Source organism: Bradyrhizobium sp. PRIMUS42 (assembly GCF_023006515.1).
Lineage (GTDB): Bacteria > Pseudomonadota > Alphaproteobacteria > Rhizobiales > Xanthobacteraceae > Bradyrhizobium.
Map to the genome: position 1 here is coordinate 1 of NZ_JALBGZ010000469.1, position 5,137 is coordinate 5,137.

A 5,137-nucleotide genomic window follows, 5' to 3' on the forward strand; every position below is an offset into this window, starting at 1 on the left:
TGACCGCAAAGCACGAACCATGTCCCGGGCGCGAACGGACATCGACGGCATGGCCCAGCAGCCGCGACACACGATCGACGATGGCGAGCCCCAGGCCCAATCCCTTCTCCGGCCCGGGCGCGAGGCGCTGAAACTCTTCGAAGATGCGCTTCTGGTCCTCCGCCGCGATCCCAACGCCGGTATCCCAGACCTCGATGCGCAGCGCGCCGCCCTGCCTCCGGCAGCCGAGCAGGATGCGTCCCTTGGGCGTGTAGCGAAGCGCGTTTGACAGCAGGTTCTGCAGGATCCGACGCAGCAGGTGCGGATCGCTGCGCACCGCGAGGCGGCAACCGACGACGCGGAGGACGAGCTCGCGTTCGCGGGCCATGGCCGAGAATTCGACGTTCAACTGCACCAGCAGCTCCGCGATCGGGAAGTCGGACACCTCGGCGCGAACGGCGCCGGCATCGTAGGAAGAGATGTCGAGCAGTCTGTCGAGGACATGCTCGGTCGAGCGCAGCGCCGTAATCGCGCTGCTCGCCAAGGTGCGCTCCTTGCCGGCATCATCAGTTCGCAAGGAGCCATGCAGGCTCTCGTCGAGCGCAGACAGAAACAGACGGGCCGCGTTCAGCGGCTGCAGCAGATCGTGGCTGGCCGCCGCCAGGAAGCGAGTCTTGCCGAGATTGGCCTGCTCGGCCTCCGCCTTCGCCTGCTCGAGCGCCTCGGTCCGCTCGCGGACACGCAGCTCCAGCCCCTCATTGGCACGCCGCAAGGCTTCGGCGGTACGGTGACGCTCGGTCACGTCGGTATAGGTCGAGACGTAGCCGCCCTCGGCGACGCGGTCGTAGACGATCTCAAGCACCGTGCCATCCGGCCGCTTGCGCTCGTACAGATAGGGCCAGCTCTGCGTGGCGACGTCACGATTGACCAGGAGCGCTGCGAATTCGGACGCGGCATATTCGCCGCGCTCGACGTTGAAGGCGATGAGGTCCGCCAGTGGAAGCCCCACGCGCACGAAGTCCGGCGGCAGGTCCAGGAGCGCGATGAAACGGCCGTTCCATGCCGTGATGTTGAACTCGGCATCGAACGCGCAAATGCCCTGAGGCACGCTCTCGAGCGTGCTCTGCAAGAGGCTGCGGTTGAAGCGCAACGCCTCCGAGGCCTGGTCGAGCATCGCCATCGCTGCCCGCCGCGACAGCGAGTGCCCTTCCAGCGACGACGCGATCACCACGCGCGCCGAGGCGGCGCCAATCGCGCCGGCAAGCAGGTTCTCGGTAAACCGGATCGAGTCGAGATCGACCAGCCCTGATGGATCGAGCCGCGGCCCGGTGCCGGAAATGCGAGCGGCAAGATAGCCATCGAACGACGCCGCCCCGCGCTCCGCGCCGACAAACCGCAGCGCCAGCGCGCGCAGATCGTCGAGCCGGACCACCACGCGCGTGGACAATTTCGGAATTGATTCGCGGACGACCCCATCGGCGAACGCCGCGGCCTGATTGCGCTCGACGGTCGATTGCCGTCCGAGCGCCGAGACCACCAGGAAGCAGACAAGGTTGGCGCCGAGGCTCCAGAGCGTGGAGTGCGAGATCGGATCGACCCCTTCGAGGCCAAACAGCGCGTTCGGCTTGAGCCAGGCGAGCTGCCACGGGCCCTGGCGAACGATCTCCTCGAGAGCGGGCCAGAGCGGCGCGGCAGAGGGAAGCAGCAGCGTGTAGGCCCAGATGAAGAATCCAGCTGCGATTCCGACCGAGGCGCCGGCCTTGTTGGCACGAGGCCAGAACAGGCCGCCGACGAACGCCGGTCCGAATTGCGCGACCGCGACGAACGACAGAAGACCGATCACTGTGAGCGGATAGGACTGGTTGACCAGACGGTGCGTCAGATAGGCGAGCAGCAGGATGCCGAGGATCGAGAGCCGGCGCACCACCACTAGCACCGAAGTCATCGGACGGCTCCGCGCGCGCAGGCCGAAGACGGGCAAGCGCAGCAGCAGCGGCATGATGACGTCGTTGCAAAGCATGGTGCTGAGCGCGACGGACGTCATGATCACCATGCCGGTGGCAGCCGACAGCCCGCCGAGGAACGCAATCAGGCTGACGGCGCCCGCGTCCGCCGCAATCGGCAGCGAGATGACGTAGGTGTCGGGGTCCATCATCGCGCCGAACCGGGTGAGACCGGCCGCGGCGATCGGCAGGATCAGCAGGCTGAACAGCGCAAGATAGGCCGGGTAGAGCCATGCCGCGGTACGCGTATGGTCCGGGCTCTCGTTCTCGACGACGGCGACATGGAACGCTTGCGGCAGGCACAGAAAGGCGATCGCCGAGATGATGATTGTCGCAGGCCATACCGGCTGCGTCGGATCGAAAGTCAGAATCCCAGCCAGTTGCGGCTCGGATTGGAGCTGCGACAGGAGAGCGGCCGGCCCGCCGGACAGGCCGAACAGCACGAACAGCGCGACGATCAGGAATGCGAGCAGCTTGACGATGCTTTCGAAGGCGATCGCGAGCATCAGGCCGCGATGATGCTCGCTGGCGTGGACGTGCCGGACACCGAATACGATCGCGAACAGCGCCATCGACGCGGCAACGCCGAACGCGGAATCCTGCCAGAAGCGCAGCGCCTCGCCGCCGGCCCGTTCAGGCTGGAGGATCAGGTAATCGAAACTCTTGCCGACCGCCTTGAGTTGAAGCGCGATGTAGGGAAGCACGCTCAGCAGCGATGCGAGCGTCACGAAGGCCGCGAGCACTTGGCTCTTGCCGTAGCGCGCGGCGATGAAATCCGAAATCGAGGTGACGTTCTGCGCCTTCGCGATAGCAATCACCTTGGACAGGAGCGTCTGGCCAAACAGCAGCACCAGGGTCGGGCCGATATAGATCGTGGCAAAGTCCAGCCCGCTGGTGGCGGCCCGACCGACCGATCCGTAGAAGCTCCACGAGGTGTTGTAGACAGCAAGCGTCAGGCAATAGCTGATTGCAGCCGCCCAGGAGTTGGGCGAAACCAGCGGCCCTCCGGCGCTCCGCCGATCGCCCCACCAGGCAACCAGGAAGAGCGTGGTCACATAGCCGGCAGCGACCGCGAGAACGAACCACGCCTGCAAGACATCCTCACCCGAGACCGTCTGATCCGCCGAGCGGGGCTGGATCGCGGGCGGATACTAGAGCGTTTTCAATTGCATGGAAGGCTATTCATTCCGGCAAAGATCGGCGGCCGGAGGATCTCCGGCCGCCGACGGCAGTACTCAGGCCGCCTCGCGGGACAGCCGTTCCTGCGGCCTGCGCTTGAGCGCCAGGTTGACGACGACGGCAACCACGATGTTGAGCGCCAGCGCCAGGAGACCGGTGTAGATCGCAACCGGCCCGGCTCCCAGATCAATGCTGTGCAGCGGCTTCAGCCCGTCCGACCAGGCAAGCCACGATCCGCCTGCAAGGCCGACGGCCCAGCCGGCCAGGAGGGCCGTGCTCGAGAACCAGTTCAGATAGAGGCCGAACACCAGCGCCGGCAGCGTCTGAAGGATCCAGAGGCCTCCGAGCAATTGCAGGTCGAGCGCGAACTGCGTCGGCATCAGCAGGATGGCGAGCAGCGCACCGACCTTCACGAGCATGGAGGTGATCTTGGCGACCTTCGCCTCGCCTGCCGGAGTGACCTTCGGATCGACCCACACCTTCCAGAAGTTGCGAGTGAACAGATTGGCGGCGCCAATGCTCATGACGGCTGCCGGCACCAGCGCGCCGATCGCGATCGCGGCGAAGGCAAAGCCCGCGAACCAGCTCGGGAACAGCGTCTTGAACAGCTCCGGAACGACGTCGTTGTTGCTCGCGAGCTTGAGGCCCGCCGCATGACCCATGTAGCCCAGCAGCGCGAGCAGGCCGAGCAGCAGCGTGTAGGCCGGCAGCAGCATCGCATTCTTGCGAATGGTGTTGCCGCCTGAGGACGCGAAGATACCGGTCAGCGTGTGCGGGTACATGAAGGCGGCTAGCGCCGAGCCCAGCGCCAGCGAGGCATAAGGCAGGATCTGCGCCGGTGACAGCAGGACGCCGCCCGCGCCTTTCGCCGTAAACGCTGCATCCGCCGCGACGAAGATCGCGCCGTAGCCCCCGAGCTTCGACGGCACGATCGCGATCGCCGCGATCACCACGATGTAGATCATGATGTCCTTGACGAAGGCGATCAGCGCAGGTGCGCGCAGCCCCGACGAGTAGGTGTAGAGCGCCAGCACCAGGAAGGCGAGAACGAGCGGTATCTCGCCGTGGAGGCCGAGCGCCTTGATTGCCACCTCCATGCCGATGAGCTGGAGCGCGATGTAGGGCATCGTCGCCAGCACGCCGGTGGCCGCGACCGCGAGTTCGAGCCCGCGCGATCCGTAGGCGCCGCGCACCACGTCACCGGCGGTGACATAGCCGCGCTCCTTGGCGACCTTCCACAGCACCGGCATCACCGCGAACACGAACGGATAGACGATGATGGTGTATGGCAGCGCGAAGAATCCGTAAGCGCCGACCGCATAGACCAGCGCAGGAACGGCGATCACGGTGTAAGCGGTGTAGAAGTCGCCGCCGACCAGGAACCAGGTGATCCAGGTGCCGAACTTGCGGCCGCCGAGACCCCACTCGTCGAGATGGGCGAGCGTCTCCGGCTTGCGCCACCGCGAGGCCACGAAGCCCATGCCGGTGACGAGGATGAACAGGGCGAGGAATACGGCGAATGCCGCGCTATCGACATTAGCCAGCACGGCGCACGCTCCTGTAGACGATGTAGGTGAGCAGCGAGGTCAGCGGCACCCAGGCGAGCTGATACCAGTAGAAGAACGGGAAGCCGAACAGATGGGGCTCCCGGACATTGTAGAACGGCACGATCATCAGGCCGATGAACGGCAGCAGCAGCAAAAGACGTATCACGCTCTCCTCCCCTGTGAGTAAGGTCGACGCGCTTTTCGTGAGCGCGACTTGAGCGCGATATAGCTGACAACGACGGCCAGCCCTCCCCCTACCTTGGCTCGGCCAGACCCCCATACTTTCGTATCGGCGACGCCGTCTCGGGTCTGAGCAGCCCGCACGAGGTGGCCCTCGCGCGAAGCGGAGCTTGTCGCGCCAGGGATGAATGATGGACGGATGGGGCCGCTACTGCCGCTTGCGCTCGCTCGCCGCCGGCTTCGGCGGCT

Annotated in this window: 3 protein-coding genes; all 3 read right to left on the reverse strand. The window is 65.7% G+C overall.

Features of this window, described 5'->3' with window-relative positions:
* On the reverse strand, positions 1–3,076 hold a 3,076-nt coding region (locus MOV75_RS26825), incomplete at its 3' end, for a PAS-domain containing protein (protein ID WP_247006891.1).
* Positions 3,077–3,217: 141 nt separating this feature from the next.
* A complete protein-coding gene (gene mctP / locus MOV75_RS26830; protein WP_246930625.1) occupies positions 3,218–4,708 on the reverse strand; it encodes a monocarboxylate uptake permease MctP in 1,491 nt (496 codons plus the stop codon).
* Positions 4,698–4,874: a DUF3311 domain-containing protein gene (locus tag MOV75_RS26835; protein WP_246930622.1), complete on the reverse strand. Its 177-nt coding sequence runs from the start codon at positions 4,872–4,874 to the stop codon at positions 4,698–4,700. Before MOV75_RS26835 ends, mctP begins: the two co-directional genes overlap by 11 nt.
* Positions 4,875–5,137 lie beyond the last annotated feature (263 nt).